Origin of the sequence: Nonomuraea sp. NPDC059007 (assembly GCF_042740555.1) — a bacterium.
In the GTDB taxonomy this organism is placed as follows: domain Bacteria; phylum Actinomycetota; class Actinomycetes; order Streptosporangiales; family Streptosporangiaceae; genus Nonomuraea.
This window is the reverse complement of sequence record NZ_JBHYJD010000012.1, coordinates 111,885-129,009: the sequence shown is the minus strand read 5'-3', so window position 1 is coordinate 129,009 and position 17,125 is coordinate 111,885. Positions and strand designations below refer to the sequence as shown.

General features: G+C 69.6%; 19 protein-coding genes. 11 read left to right on the top strand and 8 right to left on the bottom strand.

Translation table 11 applies throughout. The features are described 5' to 3' along the window. Positions 1-184 precede the first annotated feature (184 nt). The 6 genes from ACFWY5_RS21785 to ACFWY5_RS21760 are packed head-to-tail and all read left to right on the top strand — an operon-like array spanning position 185 to position 5,157. Complete coding sequence (locus ACFWY5_RS21785) at positions 185-1,141, top strand: ABC transporter substrate-binding protein (RefSeq protein WP_379633878.1); 957 nt, start codon at positions 185-187, stop codon at positions 1,139-1,141. After that, positions 1,138-1,908 carry an ABC transporter permease gene (locus ACFWY5_RS21780; protein WP_379620312.1) on the top strand — a complete coding sequence of 257 codons (771 nt, stop codon included), beginning with the start codon at positions 1,138-1,140 and terminating at the stop codon, positions 1,906-1,908. The genes ACFWY5_RS21785 and ACFWY5_RS21780 overlap by 4 nt, the downstream gene beginning before the upstream one ends. Continuing rightward, positions 1,905-2,669, top strand: coding sequence for an ABC transporter permease (locus ACFWY5_RS21775; RefSeq protein WP_379633876.1), 765 nt, complete (start codon positions 1,905-1,907; stop codon positions 2,667-2,669). The genes ACFWY5_RS21780 and ACFWY5_RS21775 overlap by 4 nt, the downstream gene beginning before the upstream one ends. 21 nt (positions 2,670-2,690) lie before the next feature. Continuing rightward, the gene (locus ACFWY5_RS21770) at positions 2,691-3,668 is read left to right on the top strand and encodes an ABC transporter substrate-binding protein (RefSeq protein ID WP_379633874.1); all 978 of its coding nucleotides are present in this window, start codon (positions 2,691-2,693) and stop codon (positions 3,666-3,668) included. Beyond that, positions 3,665-4,411, top strand: coding sequence for an ABC transporter permease (locus ACFWY5_RS21765; RefSeq protein WP_379633872.1), 747 nt, complete (start codon positions 3,665-3,667; stop codon positions 4,409-4,411). The genes ACFWY5_RS21770 and ACFWY5_RS21765 overlap by 4 nt, the downstream gene beginning before the upstream one ends. Then, positions 4,408-5,157, top strand: coding sequence for an ABC transporter permease (locus tag ACFWY5_RS21760; RefSeq protein ID WP_379633870.1), 750 nt, complete (start codon positions 4,408-4,410; stop codon positions 5,155-5,157). The genes ACFWY5_RS21765 and ACFWY5_RS21760 overlap by 4 nt, the downstream gene beginning before the upstream one ends. Here the strand turns inward: ACFWY5_RS21760 and ACFWY5_RS21755 are convergent. Genes ACFWY5_RS21755 through ACFWY5_RS21735 form a run of 5 tightly spaced genes read right to left on the bottom strand, consistent with a single transcriptional unit; the run spans position 5,154 to position 9,555 of the window. Next, the gene (locus ACFWY5_RS21755) at positions 5,154-5,561 is read right to left on the bottom strand and encodes a pyridoxamine 5'-phosphate oxidase family protein (protein WP_379620322.1); all 408 of its coding nucleotides are present in this window, start codon (positions 5,559-5,561) and stop codon (positions 5,154-5,156) included. The two genes, ACFWY5_RS21760 and ACFWY5_RS21755, sit on opposite strands and share 4 nt — an antisense overlap. Continuing rightward, positions 5,551-7,005 (bottom strand): dihydroorotase family protein, encoded by a 1,455-nt coding sequence (locus ACFWY5_RS21750; RefSeq protein ID WP_379620324.1) that lies wholly within the window; start codon positions 7,003-7,005, stop codon positions 5,551-5,553. Before ACFWY5_RS21750 ends, ACFWY5_RS21755 begins: the two co-directional genes overlap by 11 nt. Continuing rightward, complete coding sequence (locus tag ACFWY5_RS21745; protein WP_379620326.1) at positions 7,002-7,757, bottom strand: ABC transporter permease; 756 nt, start codon at positions 7,755-7,757, stop codon at positions 7,002-7,004. The genes ACFWY5_RS21750 and ACFWY5_RS21745 overlap by 4 nt, the downstream gene beginning before the upstream one ends. Next, a complete protein-coding gene (locus ACFWY5_RS21740; protein ID WP_379620328.1) occupies positions 7,754-8,563 on the bottom strand; it encodes an ABC transporter permease in 810 nt (269 codons plus the stop codon). The genes ACFWY5_RS21745 and ACFWY5_RS21740 overlap by 4 nt, the downstream gene beginning before the upstream one ends. Continuing rightward, positions 8,560-9,555 carry an ABC transporter substrate-binding protein gene (locus ACFWY5_RS21735; protein WP_379620330.1) on the bottom strand — a complete coding sequence of 332 codons (996 nt, stop codon included), beginning with the start codon at positions 9,553-9,555 and terminating at the stop codon, positions 8,560-8,562. The genes ACFWY5_RS21740 and ACFWY5_RS21735 overlap by 4 nt, the downstream gene beginning before the upstream one ends. A 241-nt stretch (positions 9,556-9,796) precedes the next feature. Here ACFWY5_RS21735 and ACFWY5_RS21730 point away from each other — a divergent pair, with 241 nt between their 5' ends. The 5 genes from ACFWY5_RS21730 (at position 9,797) to ACFWY5_RS21710 (ending at position 14,546) form a co-directional block, all read left to right on the top strand. After that, positions 9,797-10,594, top strand: a complete 798-nt coding sequence (locus tag ACFWY5_RS21730; RefSeq protein ID WP_379620332.1) for an SAM-dependent methyltransferase — start codon at positions 9,797-9,799, stop codon at positions 10,592-10,594. A gap of 23 nt (positions 10,595-10,617) precedes the next feature. Beyond that, positions 10,618-11,061, top strand: coding sequence for a DUF3598 family protein (locus tag ACFWY5_RS21725; protein ID WP_379620334.1), 444 nt, complete (start codon positions 10,618-10,620; stop codon positions 11,059-11,061). A gap of 127 nt (positions 11,062-11,188) precedes the next feature. After that, positions 11,189-12,172: a DUF1838 family protein gene (locus tag ACFWY5_RS21720; protein ID WP_379633867.1), complete on the top strand. Its 984-nt coding sequence runs from the start codon at positions 11,189-11,191 to the stop codon at positions 12,170-12,172. Between the two features lie 2 nt (positions 12,173-12,174). After that, positions 12,175-13,548 carry an aldehyde dehydrogenase family protein gene (locus ACFWY5_RS21715; protein ID WP_379633865.1) on the top strand — a complete coding sequence of 458 codons (1,374 nt, stop codon included), beginning with the start codon at positions 12,175-12,177 and terminating at the stop codon, positions 13,546-13,548. Further along, entirely contained in the window at positions 13,545-14,546 is a 1,002-nt protein-coding gene (locus ACFWY5_RS21710; RefSeq protein ID WP_379620340.1) for a nitrilase-related carbon-nitrogen hydrolase, read from the top strand. The genes ACFWY5_RS21715 and ACFWY5_RS21710 overlap by 4 nt, the downstream gene beginning before the upstream one ends. A 43-nt stretch (positions 14,547-14,589) precedes the next feature. Here ACFWY5_RS21710 and ACFWY5_RS21705 read toward each other — a convergent pair whose 3' ends face one another. The 3 genes from ACFWY5_RS21705 to ACFWY5_RS21695 are packed head-to-tail and all read right to left on the bottom strand — an operon-like array spanning position 14,590 to position 17,122. Then, the gene (locus ACFWY5_RS21705; protein ID WP_379620342.1) at positions 14,590-15,372 is read right to left on the bottom strand and encodes an ABC transporter permease; all 783 of its coding nucleotides are present in this window, start codon (positions 15,370-15,372) and stop codon (positions 14,590-14,592) included. After that, positions 15,369-16,142, bottom strand: coding sequence for an ABC transporter permease (locus ACFWY5_RS21700; RefSeq protein ID WP_379620344.1), 774 nt, complete (start codon positions 16,140-16,142; stop codon positions 15,369-15,371). Before ACFWY5_RS21700 ends, ACFWY5_RS21705 begins: the two co-directional genes overlap by 4 nt. Continuing rightward, complete coding sequence (locus tag ACFWY5_RS21695) at positions 16,139-17,122, bottom strand: ABC transporter substrate-binding protein (RefSeq protein ID WP_379620346.1); 984 nt, start codon at positions 17,120-17,122, stop codon at positions 16,139-16,141. Before ACFWY5_RS21695 ends, ACFWY5_RS21700 begins: the two co-directional genes overlap by 4 nt. Between the last annotated feature and the right edge of the window lie 3 nt (positions 17,123-17,125).

The following is a 17,125-nucleotide window of genomic DNA, read 5'->3' as shown; positions in this document are numbered from 1 at the left end:
ACCCCCTGACTCTAGCGGAGGCCCGAATTGTGAGGCCATAGCTGGCATTGACCAGAATTCACGTTGCTTTGTGCCTTTGAGTCCGGATTGGGGATTTCACTCGTCGAAAAGGTGTCAGAAAAGCCGCGCGTCATGAAATATCGTCTCTTGCGGCAGGCCCTCCCCACCCCCCGGAGCGCGCACCATGAGACGTACGATCCCCGCCCTCCTGCTCGCCACCACACTGGCGCTGACCGCGTGCGGCGGTGCCGAGCAGGCGTCCACCGGCGGGCTGGAGAAGCCCGTCATCAAGGTGGGCGCGCTGCCCATCCCCGACGCGGCCGCCCTCTACATCGCCCAGTCCAAGGGCTTCTTCAAGGAAGAGGGCCTCACCGTCGAGCCGATCACGATCCAGGGCGGCGCCGTCGCGCTGCCGCAGATCAAGAGCGGCGCCCTCGACGTCTCCCACACGAACTACGTCTCCACGTTCCTGGCCGCGAGCAGGGGCGAGAAGGTGAAGGTGGTCGGCGACCTCTACGGCGCCGCCCCGAACACCTTCGACCTCATGGTGGCCAAGGACTCCCCGATCCGGGCGGTCGCCGACCTCAAGGGCAAGACCATCCTGGTCAACACCCTCAACAACATCGGCACGCTGGCCGTCACCTCGACGCTGAAGAGCGCGGGCGTGGCGCCGGGCGAGGTGAAGTTCGTCGAGAAGCCCTTCCCCGACATGGGCAACGCGCTGGCCGCCGGGCAGGCCGACGCGGCGTGGCTGACCGAGCCGTTCATCACCGCCACGCAGGTCCAGCCGGGCCTGCGCGTCCTCGCCGACACCATGACGGGGCCGACGGCCGGCCTGCCGATCGCCGCCTGGATGGCCACCGGCGAGTGGGTCGCGAAGAACCCCAAGACGCTCGCCGCCTTCCAGCGCGCGATCGGCAAGGCGCAGAAGCTGGCCGCCGGTGACCGCAAGGTCGTCGAGGCGGTCATCCCCTCGTACTCGAAGATCGACAAGACCGCGGTCACGAAGATCACGCTGGGCAGCTTCCCGACCGACCTCGACGCGGCCAGGTTGCAGCGGGTGGCCGACCTGATGCTGGAGTTCGGCTATCTCAAGCAGCCTCTGGACGTCAAGACGCTCCTGGTCAGCCCCACCGGATGAGCGTGCGTGCCGTGCGGGGCGCGGCGGGCGTCGCCGCGTTCCTGCTCGTGGCCGAGCTGGTCGTGCGCTTCTGGCTGGCCGAGGGCGTGGTGTTCCCGCCGCCCTCGGCCGTGCTGATCGAGGCCGCGCTGCTCCTGGCCGACCCCGCGTTCCTGGCGGGCGTCGCCGCCACCCTGCTCAACTGGGCGCTCGGCCTGCTGGCCGCCGTAGCCGTCGCGGTGCCCGCGGGCGTGGCGCTCGGCGCGCTGCCCGCCGCCGAGCGGGCGACCCGCCCGCTGCTGGAGTTCATGCGTCCCATCCCGTCGGTGGCGATCATCCCGCTGGCGATCCTGCTCATCCCCGTGGACGTCGCGATGAAGGCCTCGGTGATCGTGTACGCCGCCGTGTGGCCCATCCTCATCAACACGCTGTACGGCATGCGCGAGGTCGACCCCCTGGCCAAGGACTCCCTGCGCAGCTTCGGCTTCGGCCCCCTGGCGGTGCTGTGGCGGGTCAGCCTGCCCAGCGCCGCCCCGTTCGTGGCCACCGGTGTCCGCATCGCCGCCGGTGTGGCCCTGATCCTCGCGGTCAGCGCGGAACTGCTGGCCGGAGGCGGCTCCGGCATCGGCGTCTTCGTCATCCAGGCGGGCAGCGGCAACCGTACCGATCTCATGCTGGCCGCCACCCTCTGGGCGGGCGCGGCCGGCCTGCTGGCCAACACGCTGCTGGTGGCGGGGGAGCGCCGCCTGTTCCGCTGGCACGAGGCGCGCAGGGGAGCGGCGGAGTGAGCGTGCTGAACAGGCTGTGGTTCGTGCCCGCCGTGCTGGTCGTGTGGGAGGTGCTCACGCGGCTGAAGGCCGACACGGACTTCCCGCCGCCGACCGCCATCGCGGGCCGGATGCGCGAGCTCTGGTTCGCCGGCCCGGCCGCCCGGTTGTTCCTGACCGACGAGGCGGTGGCCAACCTGCTGCCGAGCCTGGCCCGCATGTTCACCGGATGGGTGGTGGCCGCCGCGGCCGGTGTGCTGGCGGGGGTGCTGATCGGCCGTTCGCGGGCGGCCCAGGACTACGCCGGGCCGCTGATCCAGTTCGGCCGCTCGGTGCCGCCGCCGTTGCTGCTGCCCTTCTTCCTCGCGCTGCTGCAGGGCGGCCTGGCCACGCAGCTGGCCGGGATCGTCTTCGGCGTCATCTGGCCGGTGCTCCTGAACTCCATCGACGGCGCCCGCTCGGTCGAGGTCCTGCAGATCGAGACGGCCCGCGTGTTCGGACTGTCCCGCGCCGAGCAGGTCCGCAGGGTCATCATCCCGGCGGCGGCGCCGAAGATCCTGGCCGGTCTGCGGTTGAGTCTTTCGCTGGCACTGATCATGATGGTGATCTCCGAGTTGTTCGGCGGCACCGACGGGATCGGGTATCAGCTGCTGCAGGCACAGCGGGGGTTCGACACCCCGGGGGTCTGGGCCGCCATCGCGCTGCTCGGTCTGCTCGGTTACGTGGTGAACTCCCTGTTCGTCGTGATCGAGCGCCGCCTGCTCGGGTGGCAGGGGGCGTAAGCCGGAAGAGGTGGAAATTTCATGAAATTCTCCCGAATGTCGCTGTTAGTGGTCCTGGTGGCCGCGACGGCGCTGGCGGGATGCGGCTCGGGGACGGACGCGGCGGAGCCGGGCAAGACCGCCGCGGGCCGGGAGTCGAGTGTGGTCAAGGCGATGGCGCTGCCGTTCCTCGACCAGGCGGGGCTGCACGTGGGGCTCGACAAGGGCGTCTTCAAGAGCGAGGGCCTGGACCTCACCGCGCAGTTCTTCACCGACAGCAAGGCGGGCAGCGTCGCCTTCAACAGCGGCGAGGTCGACCTGGGCTTCGCCAACTACGTGAGCTTGCTGCAGATCATCGACAACGGCGCCAAACTGAAGATCATTTCTGAGGGGTCGGTCGGCAAGCCCGGCGTCCAGGCGGTCATGGTGCCGGAGTCCTCGCCGATCAAGACGGTCAAGGACCTGGAGGGCAAGAAGGTCGCCGTCGCGGTGCTGAAGAACGTCCAGCCGCTCATGCTCAACGCGGTCCTGCGCGACGCCGGCGCCGATCCGGCCAAGGTCGAGTACGTGCAGGTGCCGGTCCCGAACACGATCGCCGCGGTCGAGGCGGGACAGGTGGACGCCGCCGCCTTCACCGAGCCGTTCACCAGCCAGGCCGCGGGCAAGGGCTTCCGCCTCGTCACCGACCTGGCCTCCGGCACCACGCAGAACTGGCCCACCGCCGGCTACTTCGTCAAGCAGGAGTGGATCGACGCCAACCCGAAGACCGCCGCCGCCCTCGCCACGGCCCTCGGCAAGGCGCAGAGCCTGGCCGCCGACCGGGTCAGCGTCGAGAAGGTCCTGCAACTGCCCTCCTACACCAAGATGGACGCCACGACCGCCGCGGCGATCAAGCTCGTCGACTTCCCGACCGCGCCCGATGCCGCCCGACTGCAGCGCGTCATCGACCAGATGAAGGTCGAGGGCCTGCTCAAGGGCGGCCTCAAGGCCGCCGACCTCATCTACACCCCGGGCGGTTGACCGGGCTCCGCCGGCGCGGCGCCGTGGGCGTCGCGCTGTTGCTGGCCGGACTTGAGGCGCTGGGCCGGGCGAGCGGGGGCACGCTGCCGCCCGCCGGGGACATCCTGGCCAGGGCGGCGGCGCTCGCCCTGGAGCCCGGCTACCTGTCCCACCTCGCGGGCACCCTGCTCACCTGGGCGGGCGGCACCCTCCTGGCCACCGCCCTCGCGATCCCGGCCGGGCTGCTGCTCGGCAGTCTGCCGGGCGTGGAGCGGGCGAGCAGGGCGGTGCTGGAGTTCCTCCGCCCGATGCCGGGCGTCGCGCTCTTCCCGCTGGTCGGCATGATGCTCGGCTCCGGCGGCACCACCCGGGTCGTGGTCGTCACCTACGTCGCGCTGTGGCCGGTCCTGTTCAACGCCGTGTACGGGCTGCGCGACGTCGAGCCGGTGGCCGTGGACACGCTGCGCGCCTTCGGCTTCGGCCGTACCGCGGTGCTGGTGCGGGTCTCGCTGCCGAGCGCGGCGCCGTTCATCGCCACCGGTGTACGGCTGGCGGCCGGCATCGCCCTGATCGCCACCATCGCCGGCGAGATCTTCATGGGCACCGGCCAGGGGATCGGGGTGCACGTGGCCCAGTCCACGTTCGTCCCCGACGCCACGGTCGAGGTGCTGGCCGTCACCGTCTGGGCCGCCCTGCTCGGCCTGCTCGCCAACACCCTGCTGGTACGCGGCGAGCGCCGCCTGTTCCCCTGGACCCACCGGTGATCCGCTGGGCGGTGTTCGCCGCCTGCGCGCTGGCCTGGGAGGCGCTGTCGCGCTCGGCGGGCAACCGCTTCTTCCCGCCGCCCTCGCAGATCGCGGCGCGCATGTACGAGATGTGGTTCTCCGGCCCCTACATCCTCACCGGCCAGGCGATCGAGCACTTCGCCCCCAGCCTGGGCAGGCTCGCCGCCGGGCTCGCGGGCGCGGTGGTCACCGGGGTGGTCCTGGGCTTCGTCCTGGGGCGGTCGGAGAAGGCGCGCGCCTACGCCGACCCCGTGCTGCAGCTCTTCCGCGCCGTCCCGCCCCCGCTGCTGGTGCCGGTCTTCATCGTGCTGCTCAGCGTCGGCACCCAGATGCAGCTGGCCACGATCGCCTTCGCCACGATCTGGCCGATCCTGCTCAACACCGCCGACGGCGTCAAAGGCGTGGACCGGCAGCATCTGGAGACCGCCCAGGTCTTCCGCCTGACCGCCGCCCAGCGGCTGTGGCGGGTGCTGGTGCCGTCGGCGCTGCCGAAGGTGTTCGCGGGCCTGCGGCTGAGCATGTCCGTGGCGCTGATCCTCATGGTCTTCGCCGAGCTGATGCCCGGCTCGTCCAATGGCATCGGCTACCTGCTGCAGGACGCCTACGCGGTCGGCGACCTGCCCAGGATGTGGTCGGCGGTGGTGCTGATCGGGGTCCTCGGGTACGCGCTCAACGCGGTGTTGCTGGCCGTACAGCGCAGGGTGCTGGCCTGGCAGGGCGGCTAGAACGCGCGGCGGATCGGGGGCGCGTACCCGGCCGAGTCGATCCCCCACGAGGAGATCGAGGCGGGCAGCAGCTCGAGCCACTGCGGACCGCCGCCGCGCACCACCTGCTCGCCGCCGTCGTCGTGGAGCTTGGCGGTGCCGCGGATGAGCAGGCCGCGCGGCACGCCGTCCTCGGTGTAGTCGTCCACGACGATCGCCAGCTCCGGGTTCTCGGCGGCGTTGTCGCGGTAGGCGCGCCGCTGCCCGCGGACGGGCAGGTCGCGCGCGCCGATCTCCAGCGACCGTCCGTCCTCCGACAGCCGGAACCGCACCGGCACCACGTGCGGGCGCCGGTCCGCGCCGGCGCTGGCCAGCCGGCCGATCGTGTGGTCACGCAGGTAGAGGAGCTCGCCTTCAGTGAACACCGGGCCTCACGAGATAGGAGCCGAGGGGACGGCCGATGATCTTACCGGCGTCCATGACGTGGTGGCCGCGCACGAACGTGTCGGTCACCCGAGCGGTCAGCTCGAAGCCCTCGAACGGCGTGTACTCCTGCGTGGACTCCGAGTCGGCCGCGTGCACCGTCCACGTCTGGTCCGGGTCAACCAGCGCCACGTCCGCGTCGTAGCCGGGCGCGATCGTGCCCTTGGACCGCAGGCCGTACCTGCGCGCGGGGTTCCACGAGGTGAGCGCCGCGATTCTTCCGTACGGCAGGCCGCGCCGCCGCCCCTCGGAGACGAGCCCCGGCAGCAGGTACTCCGCGCCGCCGAACCCCGCCTTGGCCACGAACACGTCGTCCCGCGGCTCGCCGTACTTCAACTCCTCGCGGCAGCAGGCGTGGTCGCTGACCACCCAGTCGACGGTGCCGTCGAGCACGTACTCCCACAGCGCCTCGACGTCCTCCCGCGGCCGGATCGGCGGGTTGACCTTGCCGCCCAGCCCTTCCGCGGTCTCGACGGAGGCCAGCAGGTGCCCGATGGTGACCTCGCGGCGGAAGTCGATGTTCGGGAAGGCGGCGGCCATGCGCACCGCGGCGTCCAGCGCCTTGCGCGAGGACAGGTGCAACAGGTTGATGTTGGCCAGCCCGGTCTCGTGGGCCAGGTAGGAGGCGATGAAGACGGCCAGGCCCTCGGAGTGCGGCGGCCGCGAGGCGCTGTAGGCGGCCAGGCCGCTGAGCTCGCCGGCCTCCTCGACCAGCTTGGTGTAGGCGGTCATGATCTCGGCGGTCTCGCAGTGCAGCGACAGCGAGATCTCGCCGGCCAGGTCGGGGAAGCGCTCGCGGGCCGCCTGGACGCCGCGCATGACGAACTCGAAGTGGGCGTAGTCGTAGCGCTCGCCGTCGGGCAGCATGAGGAAGCGGCTCTGGTCGTTGGAACGGCCGTGCAGGCCGTGCCCGCCGTAGAACATGAAGATCTTGAAGCTGGGCACGCCGTGCTTCTCGATCAGGTCGGGCAGTTCCGCGATGTGCGTGCTCGACATGGGCGCCAGGTGGAAGCCGTAGTCGATGTAGGCGCGGCCCTCGGCCCGGGAGAGCACCTCGGGGAAGAACTCGGCGTAGGGGCCGCCCCGGTTGAGGTAGTACTGGCCGGTGCGCATGTAGGTGAGCGCGGTGGTGACGCCGCCCTGGGCGGCCGCCCGGCTCTCGGTCGAGGCGTCCTCCTCCAGCGCGTTGTAGATGCCCCAGTGCTGGTGGGCGTCGACCACGCCGGGGAAGGCGAGCTTGCCGTTCCCCTCGATGACGTCGTCGCCGGGCGGCAGGCCGGGGGCGACCGCGGTGATGCGGCCGTCCGTTATCGCGATGTCCGCCTCGACGGGTTCGTCACGCTCGTGGGTGACCACCCGCACGTTCCTGATCAGCAGGTCTGTCATGACCGCCTCCGGTTGTGGTGCCAGGCGAGGACGCGGCGCTCGCCCATGAGGAACAGGGAGTTGAGAAGGAAGCCCAGCACGCCGAGCATCACGACGCCGGCCCACAGGGCGGGCATGTCGGCATTGTTCGAGGCGAGGCTGAGCAGGTAGCCGATGCCCTCCGTGCTGCCCTTGAGCTCGGAGACGACCATGAGGATGAGCGCCAGCGAGACGCTCAGCCGCAGCCCCGCGAAGATCTTGGGGGAGGCGGCGGGCAGGATGATGCGCAGGACCCGCAGGTGGGCGGGGATGCCGAAGACGGTCGCCGTCTCGATCTGCATCCGCTCCACGTGGCGGGCGCCGTCGATGGAGTTCAGCAGGATCGGCCAGATGATGCCGAAGATGATCGTGGCCACCTGGACCTCGGTGCCCATGCTGAACAACACCAGGAAGACCGGGAGCATCGCCGGCGGCGGCACCGCCCGGCCGAACTCCACGAGCGGGTCGATGTAGTCGGCCAGCCATCGCGTACGCCCCAGCGCCACGCCCAGCAGGACGCCGACCAGGACCGCCACGCACCAGGCGCCGACCACCCTGGCCAGGCTCGGCCAGACGTGCCCGATCGCCTCCTCGGCGGCGAACATCTCATACAGCCGCACCACGATGCGCGAGGGCGCGGGGAAGTACGGGCTGGCGACCGCGACCGCGGCCAGTTCCCAGCCGAGCAGGACGACGGGGATCAGCCAGAGCCGCTTGACGAGAGTCTTGATCATGAGCTGCGCCACCTGAACAACCGCCGCTCGGCGCGCAGCAGCACCGCGTTGACCACCAGGCCGACCAGCCCGGCCCAGATCAGCGTCGCGATCACGTCGAGCATGGCCGACTCGCCGATGCCGGTGCTGGCCTCGATGAGGAACCTGCCCACGCCGCTGGCGCCGCCGACGAAGTACTCCACGCTGATGGCCAGGATGAGGGTGACCGAGGCGGCCAGCCGTACACCGGTGAAGATGAACGGCGCCGCGCTCGGCAGCGCCACCCGCCACACCACCGCGCCCGCGCCGAAGCCGAACGAGCGCAGGGTCTCGGTGGCGACCGGGTCGACGTCGCGCACGCCGTACAGGGTGTTGATGAGGATGGGCCAGGACGCGGCGTAGACGATCAGCGCGATCTTGGCGTTGATCTCCGGGGTGAAGAAGAACAGCGCCAGCGGGATCAGCGCGACCGACGGGATGGGCCGCAGAAACTCCACGATGGCGCGCGTGGTCTCCTCGACCACCGGCACCGTTCCGAGCAGCAGCCCCACCGGTACGGCCAGCAGCACCGCGAGCCCGAGCCCGAGGATCGCGGCGGTCAGCGTGGCGGCCAGGTCGCCGAGGAAGACGGGGTCGGCGGCCAGCGTGGCGAACCTGATCAGCGAGTCGGAGGCGTTCGGCAGCCAGGTGAACAGCCCGGCCCGGCTGACGACCTCCCACAGAAGCAGAAAAGCCGCCACGCCGATGACGTGGCGGGTGATCTTCGCTATGGGGACGCGGGCGAGCGGGTCGCGCTCGCGCCGCGTTCCGTCGATCGCTGCGGTCATCCCTGCGGATTGACGATCATCGTGCTCACGTCCATCTTCGCCTTCAGGAAGCCGTACTCGGCCATCAGGTCGGCGACGCGTTGGATGCGCTGGGCGTTCAGCGAGGTCGGGTAGTTGCCGAGGTTGATCGTCGCGGCCGTTTCCTTGGGGATCTTGGTGAACGTGGGCAGGATCGCGGTCACCGCGTCACGGTCGGTGGCGGCGATGTTCTGCGCCTTGGCCATCGCGCGCTGGAAGGCGGCCATGGTCTTGGGGTTCTCGCTGATCCACTTCTCGGTGGCGGCCCAGCCGGTGATGGGCAGGCTCTCGGTGGGGCCGGACATGGTGTCGATCAGCATGGTGGCGCCGAGCTTGCTCTCCGCCTCGCTGACGTACGGGTCGGTCATCCAGACCGCGTCCGCGTCGCCCTTCTCCAGCGACGACAGCCAGTTGGTGGTCGCGATCTCGACGTAGGTGACGTCCTTCTGCGGGTCAACGCCGTTGATCTTCAGGTGCGGGTTCATGGTGAGAACGCCGAGTCCCTTGAGCGCGTTGACGCCGATCTTCTTTCCCTTGAGGTCGGAGATTTTCTTGATCGGTGAATTCTTCGCGACCATCACGCCGAACGCGCCGCTGGCTCCCTGATAGGAGTCGGCGATGTACTTGAACTTCTCCGAACCGCCCTCCTGAATGGTCAGGATGGTGGCGTAGCTGCCAAGGACGACGTCCATCTGGCCGTTGCTGAGCTTGGGCAAGACGGCCTGCGGAGCCTGGATGGGCTCCTGCCTGACATCAAGTCCCTGCTCCTTGAAGAAGCCGCGTTCCATGGCGATGAACAGGGGCGCCGAGTCGGCTCCGGGGTACTGGCCGATGAGCAACGAGGTCTTCTCCAGACCCGACGCGTTGGCCGTACCCCCCGGTTTGCTTTCGGTCCCGGATCCAGAACACCCCGCAATCACCAGGGTTGTCGCCAGGCCGATCAGGGCGGTGCGCCCCAGGGCACGTAACCGCATGCCGTGTCTCCTTATGAACCAGGGGGTGTGAGCGACGATGACACGCACTGTAACGCACGAGAAGAGATTTAAAGGAGATATAGTGGATATGTCAGTTTTAGCCTTTTGACCGTCGGATTTAAATTAAACCGCGTACTTTGTCCGGTTTTATGGGTATTTATGTTGGTATGTCGTGTAGATGGCAGGGTGGCTTTCCGGATAGGCTCAGAGGGCGATCATAGGTTTGGGTGTAAGGGGTGTCGTGGCAGACGTCGATGGTGAGGCTCCCTACGGACTGAATCTGTCGGAGGCCAGCCCTGCTCGTGTGTACGACTACCTGCTCGGGGGCAAGGACAACTTCGGTGTCGACCGGGCCGAGGGTGAGCGCATCCGCGCGCTCATGCCCGGTGTCGAGATCGGGGTCCGCGCGCAACGCGCGGTGCTGGGCAGGGTCGTCAGGTTTCTGGTCGGAGAGGTCGGTCTACGCCAGCTGATCGACATCGGCACCGGGTTACCGACAGCCGAAAACGTGCATCAGGTGGCCCACTCGGTCGATCCCGGGGTGCGTGTCGCCTATGTGGACAACGACCCCCATGTCCTGGTCCATGCCAGAGCGTTGCTGGCCAGGAACGTCAACACGCTCGCCGTACACGCCGACCTGCGCGAGCCCGCCGCCCTGCTGGGCGATCGCGAGCTGACCGCGCACATCGACCTCAAGCGGCCGGTCGGCCTGATCCTCTGCGGGATCCTCCACCACGTCCAGGACGAGGAAGACCCCTGGCACCTCACGAAGGAACTCGTCGCCGCCCTTCCCTCGGGCAGCTACGTGTTCATCCACCACCTCCTGAACAGGGGCGACGAGCAGAGCCGTTCGCTGCTGGAGGCCCGGAACACCCGATACCGCACCAAGGATGAGATCGCCCGCTTCTTCGCGGGTCTTGAAATGGTCGATCCCGGGCTGGTAGGGGTGCCTGACTGGCGTCCCGACCCCGATCAACCGTTCCAGGAGAGCCATCCGGTGCTGAAACTGGCGGTCGCCGGCGTCGGCCGCAAACCATGACCAACCCTGCAAGAGGTGTTCCTATGGGGCTTCGTGATGACATGCCGCTTCTCGCCCGCCACGAGGGCGAGTGGGAGGGCACGTACACCCACCTTGACGCGGACGGCAACCTGATCGACCGCCACCGCTCCCACCTGACCTGCACCATCGTGGACGACAAGACCTACCACCAGGTCAACCGCTACACCTGGGACGACGGCAGGACCGAGGAACTCCAGTTCCCCGGCACGTACCTGGGCAACGGGCGCTGCGGCTTCGACACCGAGCGCATCAAGGGCGAGTTCTGGGAGCTGGACGCGTCCACGATCTACCTGAGCTGGATCTACAAGGCAGCCGACGAGGACCTGCGGCTGTTCGAGCTGATCGTGCTCAGCGACGACGGCAAGAGCAAGAGCCGCGTCTGGCAGTGGGTCAAGGGCGGCGTCTGCGTCAAGCGCACGCTGATCGACGAGCGACGGGTGGCCTGACCCCGCCCCGGCCGCCCGGACCGAGGGCGGCCGGGGGCTCTGCCCGGAGCCGACACGCGCGTTGACAGAGTCTCTCCGATGATGATCGTATTTCCCCCGCTATCGCCGCCCCACCTCCGGAGACACGATGTTGAAGCGCCGTGGACCGTCCTTCGCTATCGCCTTATCCGCCCTCATGCTGACCGGTCTCGCACCGGGAGCCGCCGTCGCCGCCGACATCGACGACCCCTGGGCCCCGGGCCCCATCTACCGGACGGTCACCGACGACGCCGGACAGCTCCAGCTGCAGTCCATGGGCCGCCCCGACGGCCAGGACATGGTCTTCCGCATCTCCGGCTCGGTCTACGCCAACGTGGAGGGCAACGCCCTCGACCCCAAGATCCGCCACGGCCAGAAGCTGTTCAACCTGGAGGGCTACAACATCCGCCGGCTCTACCGCGTGCCCGGCACCACGCAGATCCACCAGCTCTCCCGCGAGATCGTCTTCTACACCAGCCCCACCAACCCGACGCAGATCCTCACCGAGTGGACCAACCCCGTCGACGGCAAGATCTACCCGGTCGTGCCGATCAACAACGACAGGGTGGCCTTCGGCCCGTTCAACGTCACCCCCTCCTACGTCGGCCCGCCCCTGCAGCAGCGGCACGAGGAAACGGCGTGGACCAGCGACATCCCGGTCAACACCAACTTCACCACCACGCTCGGCGAGAGCTTCGGCCTCAAGAACGGTCACTACAGCGCGATGGAGATGTTCGACTTCTACGTCGACGACCGTGAGCGCGCCGCCCGCACCGTCGACGGCACCGTCCCCACCCTCGCCATGAAGACCAAGATCAGCTGGAGCCGCACCAGCCCGTGGGCGCCCTTCATGTGCCTGCCGGAGGCGAGCGTCCAGGGCCAGCTCACCTACCACGCGCGAAGCTGGGCGCTCAACTCCTACGCTGAGGTCGAGCCGTGGCTGCGTGCCAAGGTCGACCTGCAGTACCCGCTCTACCAGGCCGCTCCCACCGACCCCGGCGCCAGCGAGAACTCCTGGTCGTCGTTCTACAACAAGCAACTGGGCCGGGGTGCCACCACCTGGGCCCAGTGGTGCACCACCAACGGAAGGTAACCATGACGCAGGTCAGGAACCCGCTCACCGGGGAAACCGACCGCCTGCTCGCACCACCGTCGCCCGCGCTGCTCACGGCCACGGCCGCCGAGCTGCGCGCGGCGGCGCCCGCCTGGCGCGAGGCGGACCGAGGGGCCGTGCTCAACCGTTTCGGGGCCGCGCTGGCCACCGACGAAGAACTGCTCGCCGCGCTCGTGGCCGACACCGGCCGCACCGGCGAGTCGGTGCTGGAACGTCAGATCGTGGCGGGCATGATCGAGCGGTGGGTACGGCAGGCCCCCGCCCTTCTCGCCCCGCCCCAGGACGAGCCCGCCAGCCTGCCCGGCATCGTGGTCGGCGGCGAGGCGGTGCCGTACGAGCTGGTCGGGGTGATCAGCCCGTGGAACTTCCCGCTGCTGCTCGGCCTCATCGACGCGATCCCGGCGCTGGCCGCCGGGTGCGCGGTGCTGGTCAAGCCCAGCGAGGTGACACCCAGGTTCATCGAGCCGCTCATGAGGCTGGTGCCCGAGGAGCTGCCCCTGCGGGTGGTCGAGGGCGCGGGGGAGACCGGCGCCGCGCTGATCGACCTCGTCGACGCGGTCGTGTTCACCGGCAGCGTGCCCACCGGGCGCAAGGTCGGTGAGGCCGCGGCCAAGGCGTTCATCCCCGCCTTCCTGGAACTCGGCGGCAAGGACCCGGCCATCGTGCTGGCCGGCAGCGACCTCGACCGGGCCGCCGCCGCCGTCCTGTGGGGCGGCACCGCCAACGCCGGGCAGGCCTGCCAGTCGATCGAGCGCGTCTACGTGGAGCGGGCCGTACACGCGGAGTTCCTCGCGCTGCTCGCCGACAAGGCGGCCAAGGTGACGCTGACCTGCGAGGGCGGCCCCATCGGCCCGATCATCGCGGCCGACCAGGCCGGCGTCATCGAGCGCCACCTGGCCGACGCCGTCGAGCGCGGCGCGGTCGTGCACACCGGCGGCCAGATCGAGCACCACGGCGGCGGGCTGTGGTGCCGCCCGACCGTGGTGTCGGGCGTGGACCACTCGATGGCGCTCATGACCGAGGAGACGTTCGGGCCGATCCTGCCGGTGATGGCCGTGGACGACGCCGACGAGGCGGTGCGGCTGGCCAACGACTGCGCGTACGGGCTGTCCGGGGCGGTCTTCGCCGCCACCGAGCAGGAGGCCCGCGCGCTGGCGCGGCGGCTGGAGGTGGGCGCGGTCAGCGTCAACGACGCCTCCCTGACGGCGCTGGTGCACGAAGGGGAGAAGAACTCCTTCAAGCTCTCCGGCCTCGGCGGCTCGCGTATGGGCAAGGTCTCGATCAACCGGTTCGTCCGCCGCCGCGCCCACCTGGTCAACCGCTCGGCCGCGGCCGACCCGTGGTGGCACCGGTGACCGCCTACCGGGCGCTGGCCCTGCAGTTGGAGACCCGGGCGGTGACGGGGCTGGCCGACCCGCGTTCGGAGATCAGGGCGGCCATCGCCCGTGTGGATGCGGGCCTCGGCGGCTCCAAGGCCTGGATCGGTCCCGACCTGCGCTTGGTCGTCCTGCCCGAGTACGTGCTGACCGGCTTCCCCATCAGCGAGAGCGTCGCCGCCTGGCGGGACAAGGCGGCCCTGGCCCCCGACGGCGAGGAGTACAAGGAACTCGCCGAGATCGCCGGTCGCCACGGCGTCTACCTGTGCGTCAACGCCTACGAGAGCGACGAGCACTTCCCCGAGCTGTTCTTCCAGGCCTGCGTGATCCTCTCCCCGGACGGCGAGACGGTGCTGCGCTACCGCAGGCTCCACTCCATGTACTCGCCCAGCCCCTACGACGTGTGGGAGCGCTACCTCGGCGTCTACGGCATGGACGCGGTGCTGCCGGTGGCCAGGACCGAGATCGGCAACCTGGCCGCGCTGGCCTCGGAGGAGATCCTCTACCCGGAGCTGGCCAGGTCGCTGGCGCTGCGCGGCGCCGAGGTCTTCTGCCACCCGACCTCGGAGGCCTCCGCCCCGGCGCTGACGCCCAAGGCGATCGGCCGCCGGGCGCGCGCCATCGAGAACATGGCCTACGTGGTCTCGGCCAACAGCGGCGGCCTGAGCGGCATCTCCATCCCCGGTGACTCCACCAACGGCGGCTCCGAGGTCCTCGACTTCGAGGGCCGCGTGCTGGCCGTCGCCGGGCCGGGGGAGTCGGTGATCGCCGCGGCCGAGCTCGACCTCGACGGGCTGCGCCGCTTCCGCACCCGCCCCGGCATGACCAACCTGCTCTCCCGCGTGAAACCGGCCCTGTGGGCCGAGGAGTACGCCCGCCACGACGTCGAGCGCCCCGACGGCCTGGCCGGCGCCGAGCCCGGCCGCGCCTGGTTCGTCGCCCGCCAGAAAGAGGTCATCGAGCGCCTGTACGGCTGACGCGCGGACGCCCCCTCCCCTCGCGAATCGGGAAGGGGGCGTCTCAGCGGGTACGGCTGGCCCGATGCCAGCCCAATGTCATCCGCTCCACCCCGATGAACACGGCGTTGAGCAGGATCCCGAGAATGCCCAGCAGCACGATGCCCGCCCACATGGCCGGGATGTCGAACTCGCTCTGCGCCTCCAGCATGCGGTGCCCGATGCCCTCGCTGCTGCCGACGAGTTCGGAGACGACCATCATGATGAGCGCCAGGGAGACGCTCAGCCGCAGCCCGGCGAAGATCTTCGGCGCCGCCGCCGGCAGGATGATGCGGAACACCCGCTGCGTCCTGCTCAGCCGGAAGACGTCCCCGGTCTCCATGTACTGCTTGTCGACGAAGCGCGCCCCGTCCGCGGCGTTGATCAGCACCGGCCAGACGACGCCGTAGACGATCGAGGCCAGCTGCATCGGCGTACCGATCTTGAACAGGATGAGGAAGATCGGCAGGAGCGTCGACGGCGGCACCGAGCGGCCGAAGTGGATCAGCGGGTCGGCCAGCGCCGACAGCCAGCGCGAACGGCCCAGCAGGACGCCGAGCGCCACCCCCGCCGCCGCGGCCATGGCCCAGCCGGCCATGAGCCTTGCCAGGCTCGGGACCAGGTCGGCGATCGCCTCGTCGGTGAGGAAGACCCGTGACAGCGGCCCGGAGAACCACATCTCGTGCAGCCGGACCACGATGACGCTCGGTGGCGGGAAGTAGGTGGCCTCGGCCTGCCGCGTGCCCAGTTCCCAGGCCAGGACGGCGACGGGCAGCAGCCAGTACCAGGCGAGCCTGCGTATGATCATGATGTCGATCCCTGGTGCCAGTGGAACAACCGGCGCTCACCGGCCATGAACAACGCGTTGGCCGCCAGGCCGATCAGGCCCGCCCAGATCGTTCCCGCCAGCATCCTGTCGATGCGGTTGGCGCCGCTGGCCAGGGAGAGGAAGTTGCCGATCCCGCCGCCGCCACCGGCGATGAGCTCGACGCTCACCGCCACGATCAGCGTGACCGACAGGGCGATGCGGATGCCGGTGGCGATGAACGGCGCCGCGCTGGGCAGGCTGACCCGCAGCACGATCGACATGCCGCCGAACCCGAAGCTGCGCAGGGTCTGCTTGGCCTGGGGGTCGACGTCGCTCAGGCCGTACATCGTGTTGATGAGCAGTGGCCACGCGCAGGTGTAGACGATCAGCGCGATCTTGGCGTCCTGGCTCGCGGGGAACAGGAACATCGCCAGCGGGATCAGCGAGACCGAGGGGATGGGCCGCAGAAACTCCACCAGCGGCCGCACGGAGCGCTCCACCACGGGAACGGTGCCGAGCAGCAGCCCGGCGGGCACCGCGGTGACGATCGCGATCACCAGGCCGATGAGACAGGCCAGCAGGGTGTTGCCGACCTCGGACAGGAACTCGCCTTCGACGGCGATCTCGGCCGTGGTGGCCAGCACGGTCGAGACGAGCGGGATGATCTCGGGATCGATGACCCCGAGACGTCCCAGGCCCTCTACGAGAACGAGGAATCCCAGGACGCCGGCGGCGCCCAGGATTCCTCGTCTGTTGCGGAGAGTGCTCATTCGACCTTGGCGGGGATGAGTGTCGAGACGTCCATCTTCGCCTTGAGGTAGCCGTAGCCGTGGAGCAGGTCGGCCAGCTTCTGGAACGCGGCCATGTCCGGCTCCATGCCGAAGGTGCCGAGCTTCATCGCGGCGACGGCCGGCGCGGGGATCTGGGTGTAGGTCGGGACCACCTCGTTGATGGCGTTGCGGTCCTCACCGGCGATCTTCTGCGCCTTGGCCAGCGCGCGGTGGAAGGCCGCGGCCGTCTTCGGGTTGTCGGCCAGCCACTTCTCCGACACGCCCCAGCCGTCGATCGGGATGCCCGCGGTCGGACCGCTGGTCGTGTCGATGATCTGGGTCGCGCCCTCCTTGATCGCGGCCGACAGGAAGGGCTCCACCAGCCAGGCGGCGTCGACCTTCTTGGAGGCCAGGGCGCCGAGCTGGTCGGCGAACTGGATCGCCACGAACTTCACGTCCTCCGGCTTGAGACCGGCCGCCTGAAGGTGGGCGTTGGTGGTGGTCTGGCCGAGCGCCTTCAGCACGTTGACCGCGACGGTCTTGCCCTTGAGGTCGGTCGTCGCCTTGACCGGCGAGTCCTTGGGCACGACGACGCCCGCGATGCCGGGGGCGCCGGTCTGGACGTGCTGGAACAGCTTGAGCTTGGCCGCGCCGGAGTCCTGGATGGCCATCAGCGAGACGTAGCTGGTGAGGAAGGCGTCCATGCTGCCGTTGAGGATCTTCGGCATGACCGCCTGCGGAGCCTGGATGATCTCCGTCTTGACGGTCAGGCCCTCCGCCTTGAAGAAGCCGCGCTTCTCGGCGATGTACAGCGGCGAGGAGGAGGGCACGGGCACCACGCCTACGGTGATCGTGCTCTTCTCCAGTCCGCCGGCGGGGGCCGAGCCCTGCGCCTTCGGCGTCTCCTTCTGCCCGCCGCCGCACGCGGCCAGGGCGAGAACGGTCGCGAAGGCGACGGTGACGACCCGCGTTAATCTCATGTT

Coding starts and splice junctions, on each gene's coding strand:
- ACFWY5_RS21770 (WP_379633874.1), top strand. CDS start 2,691: ATGAAATTCTCCCGAATGTCGCTGTTAGTGGTCCTGGTGGCCGCGACG.
- ACFWY5_RS21700 (WP_379620344.1), bottom strand. CDS start 16,142: ATGAGCACTCTCCGCAACAGACGAGGAATCCTGGGCGCCGCCGGCGTC.
- ACFWY5_RS21750 (WP_379620324.1), bottom strand. CDS start 7,005: ATGACAGACCTGCTGATCAGGAACGTGCGGGTGGTCACCCACGAGCGT.
- ACFWY5_RS21780 (WP_379620312.1), top strand. CDS start 1,138: ATGAGCGTGCGTGCCGTGCGGGGCGCGGCGGGCGTCGCCGCGTTCCTG.
- ACFWY5_RS21745 (WP_379620326.1), bottom strand. CDS start 7,757: ATGATCAAGACTCTCGTCAAGCGGCTCTGGCTGATCCCCGTCGTCCTG.
- ACFWY5_RS21705 (WP_379620342.1), bottom strand. CDS start 15,372: ATGATCATACGCAGGCTCGCCTGGTACTGGCTGCTGCCCGTCGCCGTC.
- ACFWY5_RS21740 (WP_379620328.1), bottom strand. CDS start 8,563: ATGACCGCAGCGATCGACGGAACGCGGCGCGAGCGCGACCCGCTCGCC.
- ACFWY5_RS21785 (WP_379633878.1), top strand. CDS start 185: ATGAGACGTACGATCCCCGCCCTCCTGCTCGCCACCACACTGGCGCTG.
- ACFWY5_RS21735 (WP_379620330.1), bottom strand. CDS start 9,555: ATGCGGTTACGTGCCCTGGGGCGCACCGCCCTGATCGGCCTGGCGACA.
- ACFWY5_RS21725 (WP_379620334.1), top strand. CDS start 10,618: ATGGGGCTTCGTGATGACATGCCGCTTCTCGCCCGCCACGAGGGCGAG.
- ACFWY5_RS21720 (WP_379633867.1), top strand. CDS start 11,189: ATGTTGAAGCGCCGTGGACCGTCCTTCGCTATCGCCTTATCCGCCCTC.
- ACFWY5_RS21695 (WP_379620346.1), bottom strand. CDS start 17,122: ATGAGATTAACGCGGGTCGTCACCGTCGCCTTCGCGACCGTTCTCGCC.
- ACFWY5_RS21715 (WP_379633865.1), top strand. CDS start 12,175: ATGACGCAGGTCAGGAACCCGCTCACCGGGGAAACCGACCGCCTGCTC.